The following is a 23,027-nucleotide window of genomic DNA, read 5'->3' on the forward strand; positions in this document are numbered from 1 at the left end:
CGTAACTTGTCCAACCCTATTACCACTTCACCCCCAGATCTTCGTTTAGGCTCAAGCAGACCTCTCATCGGCGCACTCAAGAATAGCGCGCCGCGATCTGTCGCAGCTCGGGCATTCCCGATTTACTGCCAGCATTATCCGCCCAATCCAGAAAAGCATGGATGCGGCGGGCGACCTTTTCGGGGTGGTGATGGCTGATGTCGGCGATGCGATGGTCTAGAAAAGGATTGAGGAAGCGGTCGAGTGTCGTGGCGACATAGGCCTTCGCCTCGTCGCCCATGCCGTTTGCGGCAAAGCCGGGCAGCACTTCGCTTTCGTAGAGAGTATCGAGCCTCGCCCTTACGCCCTTGTCGGCTAGTATGGCGCGCACGGTTTCGTCCGCCGGACGACTTTCGCGCTGCCAGATTTCGGCAAGGAAGGTGTGGCCGAGATTGAGGATATGCAGTTTCAGGCGCTCATAAGGGGCGAGATCGTCGGTCAGTACGATGCTTGGATGCTGACATGGCGCGCGGACACCGGGCGCGCGTTTGATCGCCCACAGGGCATAGGGTTCGGCAACAGCGCCGATCGGCTCGATCGGCTCGGAAACGATGCGATCGACCAGCGTGTCGGCGAAGGCAGCGTGGCCGTCGAGCCAGGTATAGAATTCAGCCGGCACATCGTTGAGCCGGGCGCAATCGATGACCGTCTGTTTCAGAACGCGGCCGTTGCCCGTCATCAGTTCGCAAGGAAGGATGACCAGGGGGCGACCGGAGGCCTGCCAGCGTCTGACGAGGAGCGCAGCAAGCTTGGCGGGGAAAGATCGCGGAACCTGGCCGTTTGTGCCGAAGCGGTCTTCCTCCGGCCATGTCTGGTAGCCGGTTTCGCCGGTGTTGGAGATGACGAATTCCGCATCCTCGGCAAAGAGCCTTGACAGCTCCCCCCAGTGTTCGACTGCAGAGAGGCCGCGATCGACGCTCATGACCTGGACGCTGCGATCGACGGGTTGCCCATCCGACATGCCGCGTATGATGACGGGATAGCCAGCCGGATTGCCGAAGGCAGCGACGCGCCCGCTGCGGCTGCTGGCGCCTGAAACCTGAACGACAGCAATGGGACCAGCATCCTGGCCGGATTGTCGTGCCTCGTGCACGAAGAATGCCGCATGCGCCTGCAAGAACCGGCTGGTGCCAAGCTGGATAATCCGCGAGCTCACGCCACTTTCCTCCCATATTCGATGTTGATGAATAGGACCGTCCGGCTGAGGCAACATGCAACTTTCATACAGTCCGGCCGGCTTCTGTTTTTTATCTATAGAAAACAGCGAAACCATGAGCAGTCAATGTTTTTATGGAAGTGAATGCAGGTTGGGCTGCCGCAGCAGCTCGAGGAGCACGGACTCGATCGCATATTCTTCGATTGTTTATTCAGTGACCCGTCATGCCTCGCCGTTGCCGGCAAATGACGATCAATAATGGAGCCGCGGCGCGATCGGATCTCTCCCGCAGCTACAGTAACCTCTATTCCCCACATTCGAGACTGATCTCCTTGTGAAAATCGAAGAAAATCTCATAAAAACTGTGATTTTGTCATATTTTGCTGTTATGTTTGTGCTTGAGGATACCTTGCTGTCTGCATGCCCTGTTTGCCGGATTTTAGCGTAGTCACATACTGACGGCGCACATCTCCATAACGAGGTCGGGCAAACAGCAACATCCACGCGATCTTAGCCGCCCATCATGACCCAGGGGAGAGTTGAATGGCACGTATCACCTTAAGGCAATTGCTCGATCACGCCGCTGAAAACGGCTACGGCGTTCCAGCTTTCAATATCAACAATATGGAACAGGCGCTCGCCATCATGGAAGCGGCCGATGCGGTCAACGCGCCCGTGATCATGCAGGCGTCGAGGGGGGCCAGGGCTTATGCCAACGACATCATGCTGAAACACATGATGGACGCAGTCGTGGAAATCTACCCGCATATTCCCGTCTGCGTGCATCTGGATCATGGTAACGATCCCTCGAGCTGCATGACAGCGATCCAGGCCGGCTTCACCTCGGTCATGATGGATGGATCTCTGAAAGCGGATGCCAAGACGCCGGCAGATTGGGACTACAATGTCGGCGTGACCAAGACGGTGACCGACATGGCGCATCTCGGCGGCATTTCCGTCGAGGGTGAGCTTGGCGTGCTCGGCTCGCTGGAAACCGGCATGGGCGAAGCTGAGGATGGTCATGGGGCGGAAGGCAAGCTGTCTCATGATCAGTTGCTCACCAATCCGGACGAGGCGGTGAAATTCGTGCGCGAGACCAAGGTCGACGCTCTGGCGATTGCCATGGGCACCTCGCATGGCGCCTATAAGTTCACGCGCAAACCGGATGGTTCGGTGCTGGCGATGAGCGTGATCGAAGAGATCCATCGCAAGCTGCCCAACACCCACCTTGTCATGCACGGCTCCTCCTCGGTGCCCGAGGAGTTGCAGGAGATCATCAACAAATATGGCGGCCGGATGAAGCCGACCTGGGGCGTGCCGGTCGAAGAGATCCAGCGCGGCATCAAGAATGGCGTGCGCAAGATCAACATCGATACCGATGGCCGCATGGCGATGACGGGCCAGATCCGCCGCGTGCTGCAGGAGGATCCGAGCGAGTTCGATCCTCGTAAATATATGAAGCCCGCTATGGCTGCACTGACGAAGCTCTGCAAGGAGCGCTTCGAACAGTTCGGCACGGCCGGCCACGCTTCGCGTCTCCAGCCGCTTTCCGTTGCCGAAATGGCCAGGCGTTACAAATCCGGTTCGCTCGACCCGGTTTTCTCCTGAGCCAGATGATCAGCGTGCCGCCGGGCCTGCCGCCTGGCGCACGCTTTCTTCGCTCAGCGTCTGGCCGTGAAATTTCGACAGCGATACAACGACATCGTCGATCTCCTTGGCCAGTCGCTGTGCGTCCCATTGCAGGGCTGCTGCAGCGATTGCACCGATTTCGCGTAATCCCTGGATCGTCAGCAGGCCCTCGATCGCCATGGTCGTACGCCGGAAGACGATGTCGGAGAGATGTACGACCATCTCCTGCCGCGCGATCCAATCGATCTCGAGCGCGCTGTGGCGGGGTGCGCCGCTGATGCATTGGCCGTCTTTATAGTCCGAAGGGCGAGTGAGAATAGCTGCGGCAGTCGTACCGTATCGGCTGAGCAGCTCGTCCGCTCTGCTGGCTTCGACGCCGGCCTTTGCCGCCACTGACTTGCTCCAGCTCGCCCGCTCATCGAAATTGACCGGGAAATCCCGGCCGCCGCCGATCGCAAGCCGCTCCGTGGACGTCTTGCGGCTGCGTTGAAGACGCGCCAGCACGGTATCGGCAACCTCTTCGGCAAAGCCGCGGAACGTGGTCCATTTGCCGCCGACCAGAGAAATGATCGGAAAGGGACGTCCGACCTGCGGCTCGAAGACGGGTGCGGAGTGATCGCGGCTGATCAGGCCCGGTGACGAGGCGTCCGAGGCGGGCAGGGGGCGGATGCCGCTATAGCTGTAGGTCACCTGATCGCGGTCGAAGCGCAGGCTCGGAAGGAGCGACCTGACGCTGTCGAGAAAATAGTCGATCTCCGGCTCTTCGCAGCGAACATTGTCTGGATCGTCGCAAGGGATATCGGTCGATCCTACAAGCGCCTGGCCGAGATAGCCGTAGACCAGGCAGATGCGCCCGTCATCGGCTTCGAAATAGATCATGTGGCCGTTGAGGCTGCGCACCAGTTCGGGATGATCGAGCAAGATATGCGATCCCTTGGTGCCGCCGATGAGATGGGCGGGTGCTCCAAGAGCCGCGTTGACATGATCGATCCATGGACCGGCGGCATTGATCACGAGCTTCGGCTTGGCCGAAAAGGCATAGCCGTCCGCGCGCTGGAAGGTCAGCAGGCCGTCGGCTGACGAAACAAGCCTTGTCGCATTTGCGGCAAGCGAGCCCTTGTTCGCCTCTAGCCCGTCATTGACGAGCTCGTAGACCAGTCGCTCCGGCCGGCTGATCTTGGCATCGTAATAGATACCGCCGGCGACGATCTCAGGCGTGACATGCGGCATTTCCTTCAGCGCCCGGCGCTTCAAAAGGAACCGGTGGCGCGGCATGACACGGTTTCGCGAACCGAAGAAGTCATAGAGCGCAAGCCCGATCTTGATAAGCAAGGCGCCACGGCTGCGCGGGGCGGTGGTCGAGCCCGTCAGCGTGCGAAGGGCTGCCCAGATGCCGCGTGTCCATGAGAAGATCGGCACAAAGGTCGGCAGCGCTTCGACGCAATGCGGCGCGTTCCTGAGCAGAAGGTTTCGCTCAAGCGCCGATTGCGCGACCAGGCCGAATTCGCCTGTTTCCAGATATTTTAGGCCACCATGGATCAGCCTGGATGGCGCAGCACTCGTTCCCGAGCCGAAATCTGATTTATCGACGATCAGGCAGTTGATGCCCTGCAGCGACAGATCGCGAAACAGCCCCGCGCCATTGACGCCTGCGCCGAGGATGACAACATCGACATCTCCGTCTTGAAGCTGCGAGAAGCGTTGTTTCAGATCGGCGGTCCTATCGGTCATAACATCATTGTCCTGGTGAACTGCCGCGACAGAGTCTTCTCGCGCGGCGCAATTTTGGTTTAGCCTTGGGAGTGCTGGGTCGCGAGATTGCCGATCCGCGGCCAGAGCGGCGTCATTGCTTCAGCGATGTCGCGGAAGAGGTCGTAGCGGACGCGATAATCGGCGCTGCGGGCGGAATCCGGATGATAGGTTCTGGCGATCTTGCCGACATCGCGCGGATCGCTTTGCGGGCTGGCATAGACACCGATCCCGGCACCGGCGCAAAGCGCGGCCCCCCAGGCCGCGGCTTCGTCGGTTTCGGTAACGGTGACCGGCATGCCGAGCACGTCGGCAAACATCTGCACGACGATCGGACTGCGCGAGACGCCGCCTGCCAGCCTTGCCTGATCGAAGGAAAAACCATCGCTTAGGGCATCGACGTGAATCTTATGGTTGAAGGCGATGCCTTCGAGGACGGCGCGCAGCATATCGCCGCGATCATGCCAGCCGCCAAGCCCGAAAAAGCTGGCGCTTGCCTCAGCGTCATAGGGGGAGCCGAACAGATAGGGGTGGAAGAGCGCGCTCGATGGCCGGTTGAACGCCGCCTCGATCTCGGGGCCGAGCACGGCATGGATCGACTTGCCCGCTGCTTCCGCGCTTGCAATTTCTCTGGCGCAGAGCTTGTCGAGGAACCATTCGTAGTTCGCCGACGACGCCGGCGAGATTGACATGTTGTTCCATTGGCCCGGTGCAATGGCATTGCGGCAGAACCAGCGGCCGTCGACGCGCGGTTCCGAGGAGAGCGTCTCGTTGATCGAATAGGTGCCGGCAATAACGGCGACGACACCGGACGCATAGCCGCCGGCTCCGAGGGCTGAGGCGGTCACGTCGTGCAGGCCGGCAACGACGGGCGTATCTTCGGCAAGGCCGGTTCGCTTCGCGACGGCTTCTGTCACGTATCCTACGATTTCGTCGGATCGCGAGACAGGTGGCAAGGCACCCGTCACCTCGGCAATGCCGAAAAGCTCCAGGGCATCTGCAGAATAATCCTGCGTCGAAACATTGGTGAAGGAGGTGCTTGCTTCGGTACGGTCGGTACCGGCAACGCCAGTCAGGCAGAACCGCAGCCAGTCCTTGCAGCTCAAAATGTGGCCGATTTCAGCAAAGCGCTCGGGCTCATTGACCTCGATCCAGGCAAGGAGCGCCGATGGGGCCGAGACATGCGGCAATTGACCGGTCAGCTTCAAAGACGCTTGGGCAATAGGAGTCTTCAACCATTGTTCGACAATCGATCCGGCGCGGCTGTCGAGCGAAAGAATGGCGCGTCCGAGCGGCTTCTTTGCCTTGTCGAGCAGATAGATGCCGTCGCCGTGCGCGGTTGCGGCAATTGCCTGGATGTCGCTTGCCGGGCGGTTGCTGAGCTTGATCGCCTCGGCAATGGCGTCGGCCGTCTGGTTCCAGAGTTCGTCCATGTTCCGCTCGACATGGCGTGCCTTCGGCATGAACTGGGTCACCCGACGGCGCGCAACGGCAAGCGGCGTTCCGTCAATGTCGAAGATGACGGCTTTGGTGACGGTCAAACCGCTGTCAATTCCGAGCAGACTCGGCATTCCCGTGACTCCTGATCATGAACGAAAAGAGGTGGCCGTTGCGGGCTTCAGCCTCATGATCGCTCCTTGTCGCCTTTGGCGACGACCACGTTGATATTCTTGTTGCGCATACGCTCCAGATGGGCGGCGGGTGTCTTCTCGTCGACGATGACGACATCGAATTCGCTCAGATGCGCGAAACTATGCAGCGCCCGCCGTTCGAACTTCGTATGATCCATCAGCAAGATGCGCTTGGCGGCACTATCGAACATCGCGCGCTTGATATCGACGATCTCGGGTGACTGATGGAAAACGACGTCGTCGATGATGGCCGACATCGAGATGAAGGTGACATCGGCCCGTAAGCGATTGATTTCGTTGATCGTCATCCGCCCCATGAAGGCATTGCACCAGTTATAGTATTGCCCGCCGAGCGCCAGGAGCGTCACGTCATGCATGTCCTTCAGCGCATTCATCAGCGTCAGCGAATTGGTGATCGCCGTCAGAGGAACCTTGGCCGGCAGCTGCGAAGCCATCTGCAGGACGGTGGTGGAATCGTCGAGGAAAATTGCCTGGCCAGGCTCGATGAACTGCATGGCAGCCGCGGCGATCATCTTCTTTTCGCTTGCCTGCCGGTTGGCGCGATAGACGTCGCTCGATTCGATCAGGCTGGTCGCTGCGGCCGATACGATGCCGCGCGTCTTGCGGAACAGGCCTCGGCTGACCAGTTCGTCGACATCGCGATGGGCCGTCATCAGGCTGATGCCGAAGCGCTCGGTCAGATCCTCGATGCGCATCGAGCCTTCCGCCATGACGGCTTCGGCGATCATCTGGCGCCTGGCAATCTGGCGCGAATGCCGGCTGTCGCTCGGCAGCTCGTCTTGCAGGAATGATACGGGGCTTGTCTTGTCTGTCACTTTGGCCTCTGACGCTGAACCTTGCGGAGATTAACTTGCTGCAGCGAACATCACGCTATAGAAAAAGATATAAAGAACAGTTCGCTATCAGAGTTTCTGCAAGTTCTGTCTAATGTTGAGCCAGGGTGCCGCCCGCCGCGGTCTAGGGATAGGGGCGCCGAGTTCCGGCGCCCCCGATATCATTACTCGGACAGAACGAAAGGTGCCGTGTACTTGTCGACATTATCCTTTGTGATCAGGATGCAATCGAAAAGTTGCTTTTCGCTCTTGGCACCGGTCTTGCCAGTCTTGATGAAGCTGTCGGCCTGCTTGACGGCTTCTTCGGAGAAGACGGCAACCGGCTGCAGGACGGTGTACTGAAGCTCACCGGCCTTGATGGCGGCAACAGCGTCCGGCGAACCGTCGAAGCCGCCGACCTTGACGTTGGCGAGCTTGCCGGCTTCCTTGAGAGCGGCAATCGCGCCAAGGGCCATTTCGTCATTGCCGGAGATCACGCCGGTGATGTCCGGATGCGCCTGCAGAATCGACTGCATCTTGTTGTGGCCCTGGGTGCGGTCCCAGTTGGCAACCTCCTTGGCAACCTTCTTCAGGTCGGGATATTGCGTCAGCACGGTTTCGTAGCCGTTCGAGCGGGTAGCGGCATTGTTATCGGAAGGCGAGCCGAAGAGTTCGGCATAATTGCCCTTGTCGCCAACGGCTTCGACCCACTGCTGAGCGCCGATCGCCGCACCCTGGGCGTTGTTGGAAACGAGCTGAGCCTTGGCAAGGCCTTCCTGGTTGATTTCAGCGTTGACGAGGAAAACCGGGATTCCGGCTGCAACGGCTTTCTTGACTGCACCGACCGAGCCGTCAGCATTGGCCGGATCGAGGATGATGGCGACCGACTTGTTGGTGATCGCCGTATCGATCAGGTTACTTTCGGTGTTGGTATCGCCCTTATGCGCACCGACCGTGGCCGTATAGCCGAGCTTCTCGGCGGTTGCCTTGGCGATATTGCCTTCCGTCAGCCAATAGGGGTTGGACGGATCGTTGACAATGACGGTGATCTGACCGGCGGCCCAGGCGGCCCCCGTTAGAAGCGGTGCCACAGCAACTGCTGCCATGACGATGCGCAAACCTTTTTTGAACATTAGTCTCTCTCCCTTTGATGAGCTCTGGTAATGCCGGCGAACCGGCGGTCCTTTCTCCGATCGGCATCTCACCGACCGGGGACAAGTCTTGATGCAGTGTCAGCCGGATTTGGTCCGGCGCCCGTACTGGATGCTGTTCATGAGCACGGCGAGCACGATGACCGCGCCGGTAAAAACCGTCTGCCAATAGGCCGAGACACCGATGATGACGAGGCCGTCCGCCAGGAAGCCGATGACGAAGGCGCCCAGCATGGTGCCACGCACCGTACCGCGGCCGCCCGTCAATGCGGCGCCGCCAATGACGACGGCGGCAATTGCGGTCAGCTCATAGCTGGTGCCGGCATTCGGACCGGCCGAGGTCAGCTGCGAGGACAGGACGAGGCCGGCAATGGCAGCGCAAATACCTGAAAGCACGTAGACAGCGATCTTGACCTGCTTGACCGGAACGCCGGAAAGATCGGCAGCGCGCTCGTTGCCGCCCGAGGCGTAGAGCCAGCGGCCGAAGGCGGTGCGGCTGAGAACGATACCGCAGATGATCGCAAGCACCGCAAGGACGATGACGCCGATCGGGACGCCGGCGAGGCGGTTGAAGCCCAGCCAGTTGAAGCCGGTATTGCCGAGTTCGGGGCGGCCACCGAGATTGTTGTAGGTAAGCCCGTTCGTCATCAGCAAGGCGATACCCCGGGCAACATAGAGCACGCCCAGGGAAGCGACGAAGGCCGGAACGCGCAGGTAGGCGATGAGCACGCCGTTGACCGCACCGACGATGCCACCGAGGATGCAGGTCAGCACGACGACAGCCCAGACCGGCGGATAGAGGATGACGCCGAAACTCGACAGCGTGACGCCCTGCATCAGGAAGCCGGCGATACAGCCGGCAAGGCCAAGCGTCGAGCCGACCGACAGGTCAATGCCGCCATTTAAGATGACGAGCAACATGCCGATGGCGAGGATGCCGAAGATCGCAACATGCGAGGCCATAGTCAGGAAGTTGCTGAGCGAGAAGTAGTAGGGCGACAGGAAGGAGAAGACCGCGATGATGACGATCAGCGCAAAGAAGGCGCGTCCTTCCAGGATCAGCCGCACGAGACTGAAATTCCGCCGCTGTCCGTTGGATACTGGTTTCTTATCTGTAATGTTCGTGACTGACATAATCAGTGCTCCATGAATGCGGCTAGTGCGCGACCACTGCTTCGCCCGAGGCGGCCATGATCTTTTCCTTGGTGACATCAGGACCGAATTCGGCAGAAATCTTGCCGCGGTGCATGACGATGATGCGATGGGCGATGCTCAGGCATTCGGCGACTTCCGAGGTCGAATAGATCACCGCCAGACCCTCTTTGGCGCGCTCGGCGAGCAGCTTGAAGACTTCAGCCTTCGCGCCGATGTCGATACCGCGGCTCGGTTCGTCGAGCAGGATCACGCGAGGCGCCGTTGCCAGCATTTTGCCGATAACGACCTTCTGCTGATTGCCGCCGGACAGAGAGCCGATTGCGGCCTCGCCGCCATCGGTCTTGATGTGAACTTTGCGGATCGAGTCGCTCACCAACGACCGCTCACGGCCGCTCGATGTGAAAAGACCCTTGGTAAAGGCACCGATGCTCGCAAGCGACAGGTTCGAGCCGACGGTCATCGTCTGAACGAGACCGTCGCGCTGACGATCTTCCGGCACCAGCACCAGCCCCTGCGCGATCCGGCCGGCAATGGAAAGACCGCCGACATCGGTGTTGCCTAGGAGCACGCGGCCGCCGCTCGACCGAAGCCGCCCCGCCACACATTCGAGCAGCTCAGTACGACCGGCGCCCATCAGACCGTAGATGCAGACGATCTCGCCGGCGCGAACCGCAAGCGACAGGCGGTCGACCGCGTTATAGGCGGCGCCCGACGGGCCGGGGACGGTGAGATTATCGATCGTCAGCGCCACATCGCCCATTTTATGGCCTGCCGGCGGGCTGCCGAGGTCGAAATTGTCGCCGACCATGTTGCGCACGATCCATTCGAGATCGATGTCCTTGCGTTCGGCATAGGCGGTCATGTTGCCGTCGCGCAGAACGACGGCGTGATGGGTGATTTGCAGCGCCTCTTCCAGATGATGCGAGATATAGACGATCGACACGCCGCGGTACGTCAGATCGCGAATGACCTTGAAGAGAACTTCGACTTCGCTGGCGCTGAGCGCCGAAGTCGGCTCGTCCATGATCAGGATGCGGGAATTAACGGAAAGCGCGCGAGCGATCTCGACGATCTGCTGCTGGCCGAGGCGAAGATCCTCGACGGGTGTGAGCGGATCGATATTTTCCTCGAGCTCTTCCATCAGCGCACGGGTCTGGCGCTCTTCCTCGGCAAAATCGACTACGCCACCCTTCATGATCTCGCGACCCATGAAGATGTTGTCGCGGACGCTGAGATTCGGTGCCAGGCTCAATTCCTGGTGGATGATGGAAATGCCGCAGGCGCGCGCATGCGTGGAGGAGGCAAAGGAGATCGGGGCGCCATCGAGAATGATCTCACCCGATGTCGGCTGGATGACGCCGGAGAGGATCTTCATCAGCGTCGATTTGCCGGCGCCGTTCTCGCCGAAGAGGGTGGTGACTTCGCCGCGGCGAATATCGAAATTGACGCCCTTCAGTGCATGGACGCTGCCATAGGATTTGGCGACATTGCGGGCGGCGAGAACAACTTCGCCGGTGGTGGCGCCATTGTGCTGAACCTGGCTCATTTCACATCGACCTTTACCGGGGTGACGAGCCAGTTCTTCGGATTGATGAGCTTGAAAACGCCGACGACCGTCGCCGTCTTGCCAGTCAGTTTCTCCGGATCCAGGCTGCCAAGCGTCGCCTTCTTCATCTCATTGTTGATGGCGGAGCCGGCGTCCTGATATTCGATCTGGTTGGTGAACTGGCCGAATTCGATCTTGCCAGTCGCATCGCGAAGATCGGTACCGTTGATTGCCGGACCTGTTTGGACGCGGACGGTGATGCCTTCGGGCACGCCGTCGACCTTGAATTCGTTGAGGTTGGCCTTGCGCTCGCCGAACGTGCCCGTCAAAGAGACGGGGAGGACAGGACCGGTTGTGGTGGCGACGCCATATTTCTCGCCGGCCGCCTTCTTGTCGGCCAGAACCGCACTGGCGAGCGTTACGGCATCGACGGCGCGCTTTTCGACATCGGCTTGGACTTTCGGGAATTCGGTAGCGCCAAAGGTCTCCGGCTGGAAGCCCTGCTCGCGCACGTCGTGTTCCGAGCCGATCTTGACCACCTTGGTATCGGCAGCGATGGCGCCGATTACGATCACCACCGCGGCGATGCCGGCGACGATCTTGAGCTTGGAGCCAGTCGGCTTGGCAGTTGCATATTGAGCTTGCGTATTCATGTTCGAACGACCTTGGGCATGTCAGCCGGATTACCTGATGGAGAAAGGGAGAAAAGTCCGATGGTTCCGGCTTAACGGAAACACGGCTCGCGCGTTCGCACCGTGGAGCGCTCCGCTTGGCTTCGGGCGGCGCCGTCACCGGAAAGGAAATTCAACATCAGGAAGCCTCCTCAGCGTGCGGACGGCTGTCTCCTCCAGTCGCCCACCTTGGTTTCGCAATCGCCGCATCTATGCGACAATTGTGATATAAGTATGTTAACTTCTGCATTTCATATGTTATAAATCTTTGGGCGTGTCAACCGCGATTTAACAGGTCCTGTATCCGGTCGGTATCTTTGGATCTCAGTGCTTCCCGCCTTTTCACATTTGAAGCTTTGGCTTTGTCGGCCTTCTTTCGAGGTTGGCCGATCGGCATCGTTTTGGCTGACCTGATATCAAAACTTCTTGATAATGATTTGATATAACTCAAAATTATATGATGGTCGCCCGACGCTTTTCAGCGGCCTCCCTGATTTGATCCGAGAGATTCAGGTCGTTGATCCGTGTTCCTCCAAAGCGTTGCTGCAGTCTTTCCCTGCTGCGGCTTGCCTATCAACCACATCCATTTTATATGAAAAAAATTACAACGCCAGAAAAATATTACTGTAACAACGATATGATTATGTTATAAGGCCGCGAGCTGCTTGATGGGTTGCGGCTGTGCGTCGGATCCATTGCGTGGCTGGTATCGGGTGTGCGCTGGTGCTTCGTTCGCGATCCTCCCTTTGGAGTGGAGAGTACGATGGCGACGATAGATGCGACCTGGCGTAGATTATGCCCTTGGCCGTGTGGGGAGGAATGAAAATGTTTGTGATGGTTGCCGATGCTCTTGCCGGAGAGTGTCGCGTGGTGGAGCTGGCTTGCAATGTCTAAAAGCGACGGGATCATCATCGGGATCGATGCGGGTACCTCGGTTTTGAAGGCAGTTGCCTTCGAGCTATCCGGACGGCAGATCGCTTCGGCTTCAGCGCGCAATCGCTATGAGACGGGAGAGGATGGGTCGGTCACTCAATCGCTCGGCCAGACGTGGTCGGATTGCCTCAGTGCATTGCGCGGCCTTGGGGAGAGGGTGGGCAACCTTGCCGCCCGAACGGCGGCGATCGCGGTTACCGGACAAGGCGACGGCACCTGGCTTGTCGGCTCCGGCAATGCTCCGGTCGGTGATGCCTGGCTGTGGCTTGACGCCCGCGCGGCATCCACCGTCACGCGCCTGAGCGCCTCGGCCGACAACCGCGCCCGGTTCGAGGCGACGGGTACAGGGCTCAACACCTGCCAGCAGGGTGCTCAGCTCGCCCATATGGACCGCTTCATGCCCGAGATTCTCGATCGGGCAGAGACAGCGCTGCATTGCAAGGACTGGCTCTATCTGAACCTCACCGGCATACGGGCGACCGATCCATCGGAGGCGAGCTTCACCTTCGGCAATTTCCGCAACCGCCAATATGATCCGGTTGTCATCGATGCGCTTGGCCTTGCCCGCCGGCGCTCGCTTCTGCCCGAGATTGTCGACGGAACCGAGATCAGCCATCCCCTGACGGAGGCCGCCGCTAAGGCCGCCGGCTTACGTGCGGGAACGCCAGTCTGCCTGGGTTACGTCGATATGGTCATGACCGCGCTTGGCGCAGGCGTCCGCACTGGCGGTCGGAACGCCGCCTGCTCGACGATCGGATCGACGGGCGTGCATATGCGAGCCAAGGCCGTGCCTGATGTCCAGCTCAACGAAGAGGGGACGGGATATGTCATCGCACTGCCGATCCCCGGTATCGTCACGCAGGTCCAGACCAATATGGGCGCGACCATCAATATCGATTGGATTCTCAAGGTTGCGGTGGATTTGATGTCTGCTGGCGGGAGCGAGGTTTCCTATTCCGACCTTATTCCGCGCGTCGATGCGTGGTTTGCCGAAGCGCGTCCGACGAACCTTCTCTATCACCCCTATATTTCCGAGGCCGGCGAGCGCGGTCCCTTCGTCAACGCACATGCGCGTGCCGGCTTTACCGGACTTTCGACGCGGCATGGCTTTGCCGACATGCTGAGGGCCGTGGTCGAAGGGCTCGGCATGGCAACGCGGGATTGCTACGCGGCCATGGGCGACATGCCTTCGGAGCTGCGCATCACCGGAGGGGCGGCCCGTTCGCGCGCTCTACGAGGTTCGCTATCTGCTGCCGTCAAGGCGCCGGTGCGGATTTCGGATCGCGAAGAGGCGGGGGCTGCCGGTGTCGCGATGATGGCTGCCGTCGCGATCGGCGCCTATCAGGACATGGACAGCTGCATTGCCGACTGGGTGACGCCCTTGCTTGGCGAGGCCGAGGCGCCCGATCCGGCAAATATCGAGCGTTATGATCGCCTGTTCGATGCCTACAAGGACGTGCGTCAGGCGATTGCGCCGGCTTGGGACAAATTGGCCCAGCACTAGCCAATGACGAAGCCGGCGAGGAGCTTGGCCTTAGAAGACTGAATTGATGATGCCACGGGCATCCTTAGGAGCATGACATGGTGGAACCGGAAATCTATGATCTTTTCGTGATCGGCGGAGGCATCAATGGTGCCGGCATTGCGCGCGATGCAGCCGGCCGCGGCCTTTCGGTTATCATGTGCGAGAAGGGCGATCTCGCGGAGGGTACGTCCTCGCGCTCCGGCAAGCTGGTGCATGGCGGCCTGCGCTATCTTGAATACTACGAGTTCCGCCTGGTACGTGAAGCCCTGATCGAGCGTGAAGTGCTGCTGAATTCGGCAAGCCACATCATCTGGCCGATGCGCTTCGTACTGCCGCACAGTCCGACCGATCGTCCCGCATGGTTGGTCCGTCTCGGCCTCTTCCTCTACGATCATCTCGGCGGCCGCAAGAAGCTGCCGGGCACGCGCTCGCTTGATCTTCATCGCGATCCGGAAGGGGCGCCGATCCTCGACCAATATTCGAAAGGTTTCGAATATTCCGACTGTTGGGTTGACGACGCCCGGCTCGTTGTCCTCAACGCTCTCGATGCTTCCGCCAAGGGCGCGCAGATCCTGACGCGCACGGCCTGTGTCAGCGCGCGCCGCGATCAGGGGAGCTGGGTTGTCCAGATGCGCAACGAGCGTTCCGGCGAGGTGCGGACCGTGCGCGCCCGCGTGCTGGTCAATGCCGCTGGCCCCTGGGTCAACGACATTATCGGCCGTGTCGTCGGCTCGAACAGCCAGCGCAGCGTCCGGCTCGTCAAAGGTAGCCATATCATCGTTCCGAAATTCTGGGCAGGCCAGCAGGCCTATCTCGTCCAGAACCACGACAAGCGCGTGATCTTCATCAACCCTTATGAAGGCGACAAGGCGCTGATCGGCACGACCGACATTCCCTACGAGGGCAAGCCGGAGGAGGTGAAGGCCGACGAGAAGGAAATCGATTATCTGATCACGGCGGTCAATCGCTACTTCAAGGAGAAGCTGCGCAGATCCGACGTGCTCGAGAGTTTCTCCGGTGTCCGCCCGCTGTTCGACGACGGCAAGGGCAACCCCTCGGCCGTCACGCGCGACTATGTCTTCGATCTCGACGAGACCGGTGGTGCGCCGCTCCTGAGCGTCTTCGGTGGCAAGATCACGACCTTCCGCAAGCTTTCCGAACACGCCATGCAGCGGCTCGCAAAATTCTTCCCGAAGATGGGCGGCGACTGGACGCGGGGCGCCACACTTCCGGGCGGCGAGATTCCGAATGCCGATTACGTTGCCTTTGCCGATACCCTGCGAGCGGCCTATCCCTGGATGCCGCGTGCGCTCGTCAATCACTACGGCCATCTCTATGGCGCCCGCACCAGACAGATCGTCGGCAATGCGATGTCGCTGGCTGAACTCGGCCGGCATTTCGGCGGCAATCTCTATGAGGCCGAGGTTCGCTATCTCGTGGCTTCCGAATGGGCACAGGCGGCCGAAGACGTGCTGATGCGACGCACCAAGGAGGGGCTGCGCATGACGGCTGAAGAGAAGGCGGATTTCGCGGCCTGGTTCGACACCGAGCTGGCGCTCGCCGCCTGAACCAACAGACCTTGCCGGGAGACCTAAAATGCCGTTGACGCTTTCACTCAACACCAATCCGCTTGTCAATCGCTTTGCCGAGCCGGCCGACCTGATCGAAACGGTGGCGCGCGATCTGCGTATCCGCGATCTGCAGCTGACGCACGAATTCATCAATCCGAGCTGGCAGGCGCCGGTCATTCGCCGCCTGACGCGCGACATGCAGGAGGCATTGAAGCGCACCGGCGTTCGCGTAACCTCGGGAATGACCGGTCCCTATGGCCGTCTCAACCATTTCGGACATCCCGACAAGGATGTCCGCCGCTATTACGTCGACTGGTTCAAGACCTTTGCCGATATCACCGCGGATCTCGGTGGTCATTCCGTAGGAACGCAGTTTGCGATCTTCACTTACAAGGACTATGACGATCCGGCCCGGCGCGAGGAATTGATTGAGATTGCGATCGATTGCTGGGGCGAGGTGGCCGAACATGCTCGGGCTGCCGGCCTCTCCTACATCTTCTGGGAGCCGATGAGCATCGGCCGCGAATTCGGCGAGACGATCGATGCCTGCCTTTCCCTGCAGGACAGACTGACGAAAGCACCCTTCGCCATTCCGATGTGGATGATGGCCGATATCGATCATGGCGATGTCACCTCGTCCAATCCCTACGATTATGATCCATATGCGTGGGCGCGTGCCGTGCCGAAGGTGTCTCCGATCATTCACATCAAGCAGAGCCTGATGGATAAGGGTGGGCATCGCCCCTTCACGGCGGAGTTCAATGCCAAGGGCCGTATCCAGCCCGAACCTTTGCTCAAGGCTTTTGCCGAAGGAGGCGCCAAGGACAACGAAATCTGCCTGGAACTGTCGTTCAAGGAGCGCGAACCGAACGATCGTGAGGTCATCGCGCAGATTGCCGAAAGCATCGCCTTCTGGGCGCCCCATATCGACACGGGCGCTGGCGACTTGCATATCTAGCCGGTGGGGCGGACGAGTCCCGATTCCCTGAACGCCAAATCCTTTCGAGAAGGTAGCCGGATCGGGACGTTATGGCCGGAGAGAACAGGCGAGGACGATGCAGAGCAAAATGAAAGGGAACGGACGATGACGGATGCAGATGCTTCGCTCGCCGTGCGGGCGGCCTGGTTGCACTATGCCGGCGGGTTTACGCAATCCGAAGTGGCAAAACGTCTCGGCGTTCCCTCGGTGAAGGCGCATCGCCTGATTGCGCGCGCGGTCGCCGAAGGCGTCGTCAAGGTGACGATCGACGGCGATATCGTCGAATGCGTCGAGCTTGAGATGCAGCTTTCGGCACGCTTCGGCCTGCAATATTGTGAGGTCGCGCCCGATCTCGGCGAAGACGGCTTCGAGTTTCGCGCGCTCGGCCAGGCGGGCGCGGGTTTCCTGAGGCGAGAAATCGAGAGCGGCAACAATAAGGTCATCGGTCTCGGCCACGGGCGAACGCTTTCTTCCGCCGTCCATCACCTGTCGCGCGTCAGCGCCAAGGATTTGCGCTTCGTCTCGCTGCTCGGTGGCCTGACGAGAAATTATGCTGCCAATCCCTATGACGTCATGCATCGCATTGCCGAAAAGACCGGCATGCAATCGCATGTGATGCCGGTGCCGTTCTTCGCCAATACGCGCGAAGATCGCGACGTGCTGCTTGCCCAGCGCGGCGTGAAGGAAGTCTTCGATCTTGCAAATGGCGCCGATCTCAAGCTGGTCGGTCTCGGCACGGTCGATACCGACGCGCAGCTTGTCTTGTCGGGGATGGTGGAGCCTAAAGAGATCAGGGAAATCACCGCGGCCGGTGGCGTCGGCGAAATTCTCGGCCATTTCTTTGATGCCGACGGCAATATCCTTGAGACCACGCTGACCTCTCGCACATTGTCTGCCTCCCTGCCGCGCATGAAGGGTGAGCGGCTGGTGGCACTGTCAGGCGGATTGCCGAAGGTCGAAGCCATCCGCGCGGTCCTCAAGAGCCGCTGTCTCTATGGGCTGATCACGGATGAGAAAACAGCGCAGGCACTGTTGAAGAGCTAGGAATGCTGCTGGCTGCGAAACACGAATTTATCTCAATGTAACAACAGAAATGTTGAATTGTGAGATTTTAGTGTTATATCTCTCAGAGTTCCATTTCAGGCCGATGGCCGGAGTAAAAGGTGAAACGGGAAGAGCGCCAGCAATCGATCATCAATCTGCTCATCGAGCATAAGATCGTCGATCTCGACGATCTGGCGGATCGTTTCGTTGTGTCCAAGATGACGATCCACCGCGATCTCGATGATCTCGAGCAGGCCGGCGTGCTGCGCAAGGTTCGCGGCGGCGCGACCATCGATGCCGGCACCCAGTTTGAAAGCGATTTTCGTTTCCGCGAGCGTCAGGGCCATGACGAGAAGCTGGCGATGGCGCGCGCAGCACTCGATCTGGTCGAGCCCGGCATGACCGTCATGATTAATGACGGATCCATGGCCGCCGTTTTAGGCGAGATGCTGCTGCAGAAGCGGCCGCTGACGCTGATCACCAACAATGCCGCAATCATAGACCGCATGAGGAACGAAAGCGGCATTACACTGATCGCGCTCGGTGGCGTCTATTCCGCCAAGTTCAACGCCTTTCTGGGCGTCGTTACCGAGGAAGCACTATCGCGCCTGCGGGCTGATATTGCCTTCCTGTCGACGCCGGCTGTTTCCGGCAGGCTCGCCTATCATATGGACGATAACGTCGTGCGCACGAAGCGGGCGATGATTGCGTCGGCGGCCAGGAGCTGCCTGCTCGTCAGCCATCAGCGCATCGGCCATACGGCTCTGCATGTGATGGCCGATCTTACCGATTTTGATGCCGTGATTACCGATCACGCGCCTGATGCCGCCATTGTCGAGCAATTTCGTCGCGACGGCATCGCCCTTACCATCGCCTCGAACCAGGATATAACATGACTGAAAAGCCTCGCTATTGGATCGGCACGAGCTGGAAGATGAACAAGACGCTCGCGGAGGCGCGCGCTTTCGCCGAGGCCCTGCGCGCCGCCGATACCCTGCGTGACGACCGTATTCAGCGGTTCATCATTCCGCCGTTCACGGCCGTGCGCGAGGTCAAGTCGATCCTGTCGGAAAGCTCCGTCAGGGTCGGTGCCCAGAACATGCATTGGGCCGACCAGGGTGCCTGGACAGGGGAAATCTCCCCGTTGATGCTGAAGGATTGCAATCTCGACATCGTCGAGCTTGGCCATTCGGAGCGTCGCGAACACTTTGGCGAGACCAACGAAACCGTCGGATTGAAGACCGAGGCAGCCGTCCGTCATGGCTTGATCCCGCTTATCTGCATCGGCGAAACGCTGCAAGATCGCGAGAGCGGCCGTGCAACCGAGATTCTGAGCGAGCAGGTCATCGGTGCGCTATCGAAGCTCTCCGACGCCCAGAAGCGGGCTGAAATCCTGCTGGCCTACGAGCCGGTCTGGGCGATCGGCGAAAAGGGGATTCCCGCCGAGCCCTCCTATGCCGATGCACGCCAGGCCGAGATCATTGCGGTCGCGCAAGACGTGCTCGGCCGAAAGATTCCGTGCCTCTACGGCGGATCGGTCAATCCGCAAAACTGTGAAGAACTCATATCCTGCCCGAACGTAGACGGGCTTTTCATTGGCCGCTCGGCCTGGAACGTCGAAGGCTATCTCGACATCCTCGCCAAGTGCGCCGCCAAACTCTGAGGAGCATACAATGAAGCTTGCTATTGCTGGAGACAGCGCCGGCGAAGGCCTCGCCAAGGTTCTTGCCGACCACCTGAAGGACCGTTTCGAGGTGAGCGAAGTCTCGCGCACTGATGAAGGCCCCGATGCGTTTTATGCCAATCTTGCGGACCGCGTGGCCTCCGGCGTCATCGACGGCACCTATGACAAGGCGATCCTTGTCTGCGGCACCGGTATCGGCGTCTGCATCTCGGCCAACAAGGTTCCGGGCATCCGTGCGGCACTGACGCATGACACCTATTCGGCGGAGCGCGCCGCTCTGTCGAACAACGCCCAGATCATCACCATGGGCGCTCGGGTCATCGGTACCGAACTCGCCAAGGCAATTGCAGACGCCTTCCTCGCCCAGACCTTCGACGAGAACGGCCGCTCGGCCGGCAACGTCAAGGCCATCAACGAGGTCGATGCGAAGTACAACGCCCGTTAAGAACAGCTTTGGTCTGAAGGCTGAAACCGAGTGGGTAGCGAGCGTTGGCTGCCTCGCGCCTCTTGGCAGCTAGCTGCCTCTCAAATGGTATCAGCCTCCAAAAAACGGGTGGGATCGCCTAAGGTGATTCCGCTCGATATCGTATCGTGGTCTTGCCGCTGGATCAGGGATCGACGACGAGCGCGCAGCCTTGCTCAGGCAACGGTTATTGTCGGGCCGATGCACATTTCGTCGACGCCTGTCCGTAAAGCTCGCTCAAGGACGTTACCTTCGAGGCTTCACCAATGTTTGGAAGCCATTGTGGATGGCGTTCCTGGCATAGAACCGACTCATGAGACCGGTCACAGATATTTCTGAAGAGACACAGTTTCTTATGTTTGCCTCACCCGGCCTGAAAATCGATCAATACTTCGCGCCACTGATCGTAAAGATCCTGATAGGGGGCTAAATCCTTGAACGGCGCACAGCGTTGAACTGCCTTGACGGCACTTGTTGCAAAGGGGGCGAAACGTGGATCGTCGGAAGAATTGATGACAACGGGATTCAACAGGAGCGAACCGTCGCGGCCGAGGACGAGTTTCAACCTCGGCTTTTCGGAGGGAACGGCGTCGGGCCGAATCCAGCAACTCGCGATATTGGCCATCAGATCTTTCCGGATGACGGTCTGGATGTCGGGTGAAGCAGGCGATCTTGGCTGTTTCTCAGCCTCCTTGGTACCCGTCATTGGCCCGAAAGCTAATTGATCGCTCTGCATGTTTCGCTCCGCGGGACCGATCTGGGATCTCGCGCCGATAGCCTGCAAGGCAAGTACAGCCAAAAAGATCATCGTGAACGTGATTGCAATGCGTAAAAATGGCCAGGTTGTCGCAGACTTGCTTGCCCAAAAGCCGGTGCAAAGTGCAGGTACAGCGACCGTAAAAAGCAGTCGGCCAAGTGCTTCACCCGCGTAAGGCCCGGCTAACCCGAAAACAGCCAGGAGGCCTGCCAAGAAGAGCGTGAATGCTATGCCGGCACAAACGAACGCCTGTGCGAAAGGACCCCGCATCGGTAATATCCAACCAGTGGAATGGGTACGAACGATCACAAGTGGCAGCTCTTAGCATCGCTTGGTAAAGCAGTCGATGGCCAAAATTATATGTCACGCGGCGATCATTACTGCCAGATCCTGTCATCCGAAGGAGCTTAAGTGGCTCATGACATCGTGGCCTTGTTGATTCATTACCGACTCAATGGTAGCCGCATGTGAATCGTTTTATATGCCAGACTTCCACCTTACGCATTTGGGCTTGCCGAAATATGGATACCGTCGACAAGGAGCGACCAGGCTTTAGGAAATTGAGTTGGTGGCAGTGGCTTCTACTGGCTCTCATGGCCATCGTCAGCACGGTGTTGCACAGCCTATCGGTTGTGGACGCCACGTCGCCGGAGCTCGCCGCGCAACAAGGCGGCGCTTTGCTAGGTACCCTTATTGGCGCGATCATAATCCCCTACGGCCTCGCCTATCTTGTGGGACGTTTGGCTCGGCGATCGCGAACTGCTTTCCTTTTGAGCTTGTGGGGGCTGGCCTTGCTTGTATTGGCAGCGCAAATCGGCCAATTGACGAAGACGTCTGCCGCTGCGAATTCGGAGGCAGCAAATGCCAGCAATATGCCTATTACCTGGCCAGCAGGATATAATGTCACCAATACCTCAATTCCCGTCGAGAATTTTGGCGGACCATTGCCGGGACTGTCACAAACCGCGATTAAATCGAACCCAGACGGCTCACCGCTCACCGCTATAGTTCTGACCAGCTTGCCGCATAGAGAGAGTGAAGAATTAAAGCTCGATGATCAGACACGCACTTTGCTTGCAACCGTGCGCAATTCATACGAAGCCCAAGGCATGAAAGCGGTCTGCGACACGCCTGTGGGGCAGATGCTTGGAGGGATTCCCGCACTGCAAACGACCTGTACAGGAGCCGTGAATGAAGTTCCTTCCGTCAAACAAGTTATTCTCGTCGCGATTGACAAGAGACAAGTTTATTCCCTGAGCTTCACTGCGCGGCCGGCAGATTTTGTCGAACATGAGGCTGAATTCACGATGGTACGCGATAGTCTACATTTCCAGTGAGCCGCCGCAGCCGCTGGCTTCAATTAAAGCGAAGCCCACAAGACAAGCCCATGGGTCGTTGTTCTTCACTGGTATCCCTAAAATGATGTCTTGCGGACGCAGCCCGGTCGCATGATGCGACCGGAAATACGTCAGGCGGCCGGTGCCAATGGTTGTGTAGCCTGATTACGCGCCCAGGCGATACCGTCTTCGAGAGAGGTCGCGCGGTAGGCGAGATCGGTGCCGCCGGAAAATGCCGCCATGAACCGACGTATCTTGCCGTAGCTATTGTCCAGCACGGCATGCGGTCGTCCAAGCAGGATCGAGCAGATGTGGACATGCAACCGGTCTGTGACGATCGCGCGGCCGCGGGAAATCTGGCGGATGCCGCGCCGCAACCGGTTATGCGCCGCCGCGTCGAGCTTGCGCAGCCGTATCTCGGCCGGCTTGAGGGCGAGCAAAGCCGTTGCTGCACCGAAGGCTTTGGAGATACGTACACGCTTGGCGGATTCAGTCGTCCAGTCTTCTTTCGGAATGTCGGGATAGGCAGAAAGGTTGGCGTCTCCGACCTTCTCGAGATCCGATCTCAACATGGCAAGGACGTCAAATTCCGGTTCATCCGGCCGGATCGTTCCGATGCTGAAGGCCATGTCCGGGCAAAGACGCACTTCGCAGTCGAAGTGCTTATGGGCGAACTCTTTCGATTCTTCGTCGCGCACGAGCAATACGAAATGCTTGTGGCGTCCGATGACGCGGGCGCTTTCCTCTATGCGTGCCTGCGACTTGTAATGGATGGATTGCGGGAACTGGATTACCTGCCGATTGGGAAATCGTTCCAGAATCCGTTCGCGAAAGTCCTGATGCGCATCCCAGATGTCGCCGAAATTGCCGCCGCCATGAATGAAGATTGGACCGGTCGGCATGGTGCGCTCGAGTTGCTCGGGCGAGAAGTCGTCGATCCGCGAGACATAGGTCGGCCGCTTGCCATATCGCCGGTTGAGATAGGCCATTTCGCCGAGCCAAATGGCGGAGTCGCCGCAATTGCGGATGTCAGGAAAATCGAGGATCGCCAGCGGCTCATCTTTGCTGATGTAATCCTTCAGGCAATCGTGGATCATGTTGTCCAGCTTCGCGATCAGCTGTTGATTTGATTGTAACGTCATTTCCCCATTCCCCCGTTTAGATGACAGGTCAG

Annotated in this window: 19 protein-coding genes; 9 read left to right on the plus strand and 10 right to left on the minus strand. The window is 59.2% G+C overall.

The window, feature by feature from the left end:
- Positions 1 to 76: 76 nt before the first annotated feature.
- Positions 77 to 1,195 (minus strand): mannitol dehydrogenase family protein, encoded by a 1,119-nt coding sequence (locus FBZ97_RS31455; protein WP_145323824.1) that lies wholly within the window; start codon positions 1,193 to 1,195, stop codon positions 77 to 79.
- 543 nt (positions 1,196 to 1,738) lie between these two features.
- On the opposite strand from FBZ97_RS31455, the gene fba reads away from it, so the two are divergent.
- Entirely contained in the window at positions 1,739 to 2,803 is a 1,065-nt protein-coding gene (gene fba, locus FBZ97_RS31460) for a class II fructose-bisphosphate aldolase (RefSeq protein ID WP_145323822.1), read from the plus strand.
- Positions 2,804 to 2,812: 9 nt separating this feature from the next.
- Here the strand turns inward: fba and FBZ97_RS31465 are convergent, their stop codons facing one another.
- The 7 genes from FBZ97_RS31465 to FBZ97_RS31495 all read right to left on the minus strand — a co-directional run bounded on the left by FBZ97_RS31465 (position 2,813) and on the right by FBZ97_RS31495 (position 11,542).
- Positions 2,813 to 4,555 carry a glycerol-3-phosphate dehydrogenase/oxidase gene (locus FBZ97_RS31465; RefSeq protein ID WP_145323820.1) on the minus strand — a complete coding sequence of 581 codons (1,743 nt, stop codon included), beginning with the start codon at positions 4,553 to 4,555 and terminating at the stop codon, positions 2,813 to 2,815.
- A gap of 59 nt (positions 4,556 to 4,614) precedes the next feature.
- Positions 4,615 to 6,144 carry an FGGY-family carbohydrate kinase gene (locus FBZ97_RS31470; RefSeq protein ID WP_145323818.1) on the minus strand — a complete coding sequence of 510 codons (1,530 nt, stop codon included), beginning with the start codon at positions 6,142 to 6,144 and terminating at the stop codon, positions 4,615 to 4,617.
- A 53-nt stretch (positions 6,145 to 6,197) separates the two neighbouring features.
- Positions 6,198 to 7,040 (minus strand): DeoR/GlpR family DNA-binding transcription regulator, encoded by an 843-nt coding sequence (locus FBZ97_RS31475; protein ID WP_069615622.1) that lies wholly within the window; start codon positions 7,038 to 7,040, stop codon positions 6,198 to 6,200.
- A gap of 182 nt (positions 7,041 to 7,222) precedes the next feature.
- Complete coding sequence (locus FBZ97_RS31480; RefSeq protein ID WP_069615621.1) at positions 7,223 to 8,170, minus strand: D-ribose ABC transporter substrate-binding protein; 948 nt, start codon at positions 8,168 to 8,170, stop codon at positions 7,223 to 7,225.
- A 99-nt stretch (positions 8,171 to 8,269) separates the two neighbouring features.
- Complete coding sequence (locus FBZ97_RS31485; RefSeq protein ID WP_069615620.1) at positions 8,270 to 9,322, minus strand: ABC transporter permease; 1,053 nt, start codon at positions 9,320 to 9,322, stop codon at positions 8,270 to 8,272.
- Between the two features lie 22 nt (positions 9,323 to 9,344).
- Positions 9,345 to 10,889: a sugar ABC transporter ATP-binding protein gene (locus FBZ97_RS31490; RefSeq protein ID WP_145323816.1), complete on the minus strand. Its 1,545-nt coding sequence runs from the start codon at positions 10,887 to 10,889 to the stop codon at positions 9,345 to 9,347.
- Positions 10,886 to 11,542, minus strand: coding sequence for a DUF2291 domain-containing protein (locus FBZ97_RS31495; protein ID WP_113352437.1), 657 nt, complete (start codon positions 11,540 to 11,542; stop codon positions 10,886 to 10,888). Before FBZ97_RS31495 ends, FBZ97_RS31490 begins: the two co-directional genes overlap by 4 nt.
- A gap of 904 nt (positions 11,543 to 12,446) precedes the next feature.
- On the opposite strand from FBZ97_RS31495, the gene FBZ97_RS31500 reads away from it, so the two are divergent.
- The 7 genes from FBZ97_RS31500 to FBZ97_RS31530 all read left to right on the plus strand — a co-directional run bounded on the left by FBZ97_RS31500 (position 12,447) and on the right by FBZ97_RS31530 (position 19,741).
- Positions 12,447 to 13,997 (plus strand): FGGY-family carbohydrate kinase, encoded by a 1,551-nt coding sequence (locus FBZ97_RS31500; RefSeq protein ID WP_145323814.1) that lies wholly within the window; start codon positions 12,447 to 12,449, stop codon positions 13,995 to 13,997.
- 77 nt (positions 13,998 to 14,074) lie between these two features.
- Positions 14,075 to 15,586 carry a glycerol-3-phosphate dehydrogenase gene (locus FBZ97_RS31505; protein ID WP_145323812.1) on the plus strand — a complete coding sequence of 504 codons (1,512 nt, stop codon included), beginning with the start codon at positions 14,075 to 14,077 and terminating at the stop codon, positions 15,584 to 15,586.
- A gap of 28 nt (positions 15,587 to 15,614) precedes the next feature.
- A complete protein-coding gene (locus FBZ97_RS31510; RefSeq protein WP_145323810.1) occupies positions 15,615 to 16,547 on the plus strand; it encodes a TIM barrel protein in 933 nt (310 codons plus the stop codon).
- Between the two features lie 126 nt (positions 16,548 to 16,673).
- Positions 16,674 to 17,612, plus strand: a complete 939-nt coding sequence (locus tag FBZ97_RS31515) for a sugar-binding transcriptional regulator (RefSeq protein ID WP_145323808.1) — start codon at positions 16,674 to 16,676, stop codon at positions 17,610 to 17,612.
- A gap of 119 nt (positions 17,613 to 17,731) precedes the next feature.
- Positions 17,732 to 18,508, plus strand: a complete 777-nt coding sequence (locus tag FBZ97_RS31520) for a DeoR/GlpR family DNA-binding transcription regulator (RefSeq protein WP_145323806.1) — start codon at positions 17,732 to 17,734, stop codon at positions 18,506 to 18,508.
- Positions 18,505 to 19,275, plus strand: a complete 771-nt coding sequence (locus tag FBZ97_RS31525) for a triose-phosphate isomerase (RefSeq protein ID WP_113352433.1) — start codon at positions 18,505 to 18,507, stop codon at positions 19,273 to 19,275. The genes FBZ97_RS31520 and FBZ97_RS31525 overlap by 4 nt, the downstream gene beginning before the upstream one ends.
- A 10-nt stretch (positions 19,276 to 19,285) precedes the next feature.
- Positions 19,286 to 19,741: an RpiB/LacA/LacB family sugar-phosphate isomerase gene (locus tag FBZ97_RS31530; RefSeq protein WP_069615612.1), complete on the plus strand. Its 456-nt coding sequence runs from the start codon at positions 19,286 to 19,288 to the stop codon at positions 19,739 to 19,741.
- A gap of 382 nt (positions 19,742 to 20,123) precedes the next feature.
- On the opposite strand, the gene FBZ97_RS31535 is transcribed toward FBZ97_RS31530, so the two are convergent.
- Complete coding sequence (locus tag FBZ97_RS31535) at positions 20,124 to 20,786, minus strand: cell envelope integrity protein TolA (protein ID WP_145323804.1); 663 nt, start codon at positions 20,784 to 20,786, stop codon at positions 20,124 to 20,126.
- A 251-nt stretch (positions 20,787 to 21,037) separates the two neighbouring features.
- Between FBZ97_RS31535 and FBZ97_RS31540 the strand changes: the two genes are divergently transcribed.
- On the plus strand, positions 21,038 to 21,853 hold the full coding sequence (locus FBZ97_RS31540; protein ID WP_145323802.1) for a DUF4946 domain-containing protein: 816 nt from the start codon (positions 21,038 to 21,040) through the stop codon (positions 21,851 to 21,853).
- Between the two features lie 131 nt (positions 21,854 to 21,984).
- Here the strand turns inward: FBZ97_RS31540 and FBZ97_RS31545 are convergent, their stop codons facing one another.
- A complete protein-coding gene (locus tag FBZ97_RS31545; protein WP_145323800.1) occupies positions 21,985 to 22,995 on the minus strand; it encodes a polysaccharide pyruvyl transferase family protein in 1,011 nt (336 codons plus the stop codon).
- Positions 22,996 to 23,027 lie beyond the last annotated feature (32 nt).

It is taken from the genome of Rhizobium sp. ERR 942 (assembly GCF_007828395.1).
Lineage (GTDB): Bacteria > Pseudomonadota > Alphaproteobacteria > Rhizobiales > Rhizobiaceae > Rhizobium > Rhizobium dioscoreae.

Coding starts and splice junctions, on each gene's coding strand:
- fba (WP_145323822.1), top strand. CDS start 1,739: ATGGCACGTATCACCTTAAGGCAATTGCTCGATCACGCCGCTGAAAAC.
- FBZ97_RS31465 (WP_145323820.1), bottom strand. CDS start 4,555: ATGACCGATAGGACCGCCGATCTGAAACAACGCTTCTCGCAGCTTCAA.
- FBZ97_RS31470 (WP_145323818.1), bottom strand. CDS start 6,144: ATGCCGAGTCTGCTCGGAATTGACAGCGGTTTGACCGTCACCAAAGCC.
- FBZ97_RS31480 (WP_069615621.1), bottom strand. CDS start 8,170: ATGTTCAAAAAAGGTTTGCGCATCGTCATGGCAGCAGTTGCTGTGGCA.
- FBZ97_RS31485 (WP_069615620.1), bottom strand. CDS start 9,322: ATGTCAGTCACGAACATTACAGATAAGAAACCAGTATCCAACGGACAG.
- FBZ97_RS31490 (WP_145323816.1), bottom strand. CDS start 10,889: ATGAGCCAGGTTCAGCACAATGGCGCCACCACCGGCGAAGTTGTTCTC.
- FBZ97_RS31495 (WP_113352437.1), bottom strand. CDS start 11,542: ATGAATACGCAAGCTCAATATGCAACTGCCAAGCCGACTGGCTCCAAG.
- FBZ97_RS31500 (WP_145323814.1), top strand. CDS start 12,447: ATGTCTAAAAGCGACGGGATCATCATCGGGATCGATGCGGGTACCTCG.
- FBZ97_RS31505 (WP_145323812.1), top strand. CDS start 14,075: ATGGTGGAACCGGAAATCTATGATCTTTTCGTGATCGGCGGAGGCATC.
- FBZ97_RS31510 (WP_145323810.1), top strand. CDS start 15,615: ATGCCGTTGACGCTTTCACTCAACACCAATCCGCTTGTCAATCGCTTT.
- FBZ97_RS31515 (WP_145323808.1), top strand. CDS start 16,674: ATGACGGATGCAGATGCTTCGCTCGCCGTGCGGGCGGCCTGGTTGCAC.
- FBZ97_RS31525 (WP_113352433.1), top strand. CDS start 18,505: ATGACTGAAAAGCCTCGCTATTGGATCGGCACGAGCTGGAAGATGAAC.
- FBZ97_RS31530 (WP_069615612.1), top strand. CDS start 19,286: ATGAAGCTTGCTATTGCTGGAGACAGCGCCGGCGAAGGCCTCGCCAAG.
- FBZ97_RS31535 (WP_145323804.1), bottom strand. CDS start 20,786: ATGCGGGGTCCTTTCGCACAGGCGTTCGTTTGTGCCGGCATAGCATTC.
- FBZ97_RS31540 (WP_145323802.1), top strand. CDS start 21,038: ATGGATACCGTCGACAAGGAGCGACCAGGCTTTAGGAAATTGAGTTGG.
- FBZ97_RS31545 (WP_145323800.1), bottom strand. CDS start 22,995: ATGACGTTACAATCAAATCAACAGCTGATCGCGAAGCTGGACAACATG.